General features: G+C 65.2%; 2 protein-coding genes. Both read left to right on the top strand.

The features are described 5' to 3' along the window. The coding region (locus BJ122_RS18815; protein WP_110782810.1) for a hybrid sensor histidine kinase/response regulator at positions 1-2,823 on the top strand (2,823 nt) is incomplete at its 5' end. Between the two features lie 3 nt (positions 2,824-2,826). Beyond that, positions 2,827-3,242, top strand: a 416-nt coding sequence (locus BJ122_RS18810) for a chemotaxis protein CheW (protein ID WP_110782809.1), incomplete at its 3' end; no start/stop codon positions are given.

The raw sequence follows: 3,242 nt of genomic DNA, 5'->3' as shown, positions 1-3,242 counted from the left end.
ATGGACGACTTGTTGCGCGAATTTCTCACTGAGACCAACGAGAGTCTGGACACTGTCGACAATCAGTTGGTTCGGTTTGAGCAAGATCCGAACAACGCGAAGATTTTAGACAACATTTTCCGTCTTGTTCACACCATCAAGGGCACGTGCGGGTTCTTGGGGCTGCCGCGGCTGGAAGCTTTGGCGCACGCCGCCGAGACCTTGATGGGCAAGTTCCGCGACGGCATGCCGGTGACGGGCGAGGCGGTGACGCTGATCCTGAGCACGATCGACCGTCTCAAGGAGATTTTGGGCCAGCTCGAAGCCACCGAGGCCGAGCCGCCCGGGGTCGATGACGACCTGATTGGCCAATTGGAATTGTTGTCGGAAGGCGGCGGTGCGGCGGCTGAGGCGTTTGCGGCGGTGCCGGATGTCGCCGAGGCGCCGGACGTCGCGCCCGAGATGATGGACGAGATGGCTGCCGAAGCGCCCGCCGAGATCGTGGCCGAGGCCGCGCCGGTGGTGGAAGCGGCGGTGCCGTCGACCGAGGGCACCTTGGTGCCGCAGGTGCTGGAGCGGGCGCTGCGTCCTGGCGAAGTATCGCTCGACGAGTTGGAGCGCGCGTTCCGCGAGACCGAGATCGAAGTGGCGGCGCCGGCTCTGGCGCCGGACAGCGCGCCTTTGCGCCTTGAGATCGTCAAGGACGAGGCGGCCAAGCCCGCCAAGAAGGACAAGGCCGCGGCCAAGCCGAAGAAGGCGGCGGGCGACAACGAGCCGGCCGCGGAGGGCGGCGACAAGATCGCCAACCAGTCGATCCGCGTCAACGTCGACACGCTCGAACATCTGATGACCATGGTCTCGGAGCTGGTGCTGACCCGCAACCAGCTTTTGGAGATCAGCCGCCGTCACGAGGACAATGAGTTCAAGGTGCCGCTGCAGCGGCTGTCGACCGTCACCGCCGAATTGCAGGACGGGGTCATGAAGACCCGCATGCAGCCGATCGGCAATGCCTGGCAAAAGCTGCCGCGCATCGTGCGTGACCTCGCCGCCGAACTTGGCAAGCACATCGAACTGGAGATGCACGGCGCCGACACCGAGCTCGACCGCCAGGTGCTTGATCTGATCAAGGACCCGCTCACCCATATGGTGCGCAACTCCGCCGATCATGGTCTTGAGACCACCGCGGACCGGGTGCGCTCCGGCAAGCCCGAGCAGGGCACCATTCGTCTGTCCGCCTATCACGAAGGCGGCCATATCGTGATCTGCATCGCCGACAATGGCCGCGGTCTCGACACCGAGAAGATCAAGGCCAAGGCGGTCGCCAATGGCCTGGTCAGCGAAGCCGACGTCGAGCGGATGTCGGAGAACCAGATCCACAAGTTCATCTTCGCGCCGGGCTTCTCCACCGCCGCCGCCGTCACCTCGGTGTCGGGGCGCGGCGTCGGCATGGATGTGGTGCGCACCAATATCGACCAGATCGGCGGCACCATCGACATCAAGTCGGTGGCCGGCGAGGGCACCAGCATCACCATCAAGATCCCGCTGACGCTGGCGATCGTGTCGGCGCTGATCGTGGAAGCCGCTGGCAACCGCTTTGCCATTCCGCAATTGGCGGTGGTGGAGCTGGTGCGGGCCCATGCCAATTCCGAGCACCGCATCGAGCGCATCAAGGACACCCCGGTCTTGCGGCTGCGCAACAAGCTGCTGCCGCTGATGCATCTGCGCAGCCTGCTCAAGATCGACGGCGGCACCGAGGCCGAGCCCGAGAACGGCTTCATCGTGGTGACCCAGGTCGGCAACCAGACGTTCGGCATCGTGGTCGACGGCGTGTTCCACACCGAAGAAATCGTGGTCAAGCCGATGTCGACCAAGCTGCGTCACATCAACATGTTCTCGGGCAACACCATTTTGGGCGACGGCGCGGTGATCATGATCGTCGACCCGAACGGCATCGCGCAGGCGCTCGGCACCTCGGTGTCGGCGCAGCACGACATCGCCGATGAGGCGGCGGCGGCGCGTGCGTCCGGCACCGAACAGCGCACCTCGCTGCTCGTGTTCCGCGCGGGCTCGGCGCAGCCCAAGGCGGTGCCGCTGTCACTGGTGACCCGGCTTGAAGAGATCGACGCCGACAAGATCGAACTGTCGAACGGCCGCCATATGGTGCAGTACCGCGATCAGCTGATGCCGCTGGTGACCATGGAAGGCGTCAGCGTCTCGAGCAGCGGCACCCAGCCGATCCTGGTGTTCGCCGACGAGGAACGCGCGATGGGTCTTGTGGTCGACGAGATCGTCGACATCGTCGAGGAGCATCTGCATATCGAGGTCGGCTCGAGCCGCGAGGGCATTTTGGGCTCGGCGGTGATCAAGGGCGCGGCCACCGAAGTGATCGATGTCGGCCACTTTTTGCCGATGGCGTTTGCCGACTGGTTCAAGCGCAAGGAAATGAAGGCGTCGCTCGGAGCGCAGTCGGTGCTCTTGGTCGATGACTCGGCGTTCTTCCGCAACATGCTCGGCCCGGTCTTGAAGGCGGCGGGCTACAAGGTGCGGCTCGCCAGCACCGCGCAGGAAGGCCTTGGGCTGCTGCGCGCCGGCCAGGAGTTCGACGCGATCCTGACCGACATCGAGATGCCGGACATGAACGGCTTTGAGTTCGCCGAGACGATCCGCGCCGACCAGAAGCTGGCGGCGACCCCGATCATCGGGCTGTCGTCGCTGGTCAATCCGGCGGCGATCGAGCGCGGCCGCCAGGCCGGCTTCCACGATTATGTCGCCAAGTTCGATCGGCCCGGCCTGATTGCCGCGCTGAAGGAACAGACCTCTCACCACATGCACGAGGCGGCGTAAGCCATGAGTAACGCGATCTCCACCGTGGCCAGCAAGACCACCGCCAGCGACGGCGCCATCACCGAATACGTGACCGCGATGATCGGCGGGCAGCTGTTCGGGCTGCCGATCTCGCGGGTGCAGGATGTGTTCATGCCCGACCGGCTGACCATGGTGCCGCTGGCGCCGCCCGACGTCGCCGGCGTGCTCAATCTGCGCGGCCGGATCGTGACCGCGATCGACATGCGCACCCGCCTCGGCCTGCCCAGGGCCGCCGACGACAAGCCGCCGATGGCGATGGGCGTCGAAATGCGCGGCGAATCCTACGGCCTGCTCATCGATCAGATCGGCGAAGTGCTGAAACTGCCCGACGACAGCCGCGAGACCAACCCCGTCAACCTCGACCCCCGCATGGCCACCATGGCCTCCGGCGTCCACAG

This window comes from Rhodopseudomonas faecalis (assembly GCF_003217325.1).
GTDB lineage: Bacteria > Pseudomonadota > Alphaproteobacteria > Rhizobiales > Xanthobacteraceae > Rhodopseudomonas > Rhodopseudomonas faecalis.
Note: the sequence above shows the minus strand (reverse complement) of the source record. Positions and strands in the feature narration are given on the sequence as shown.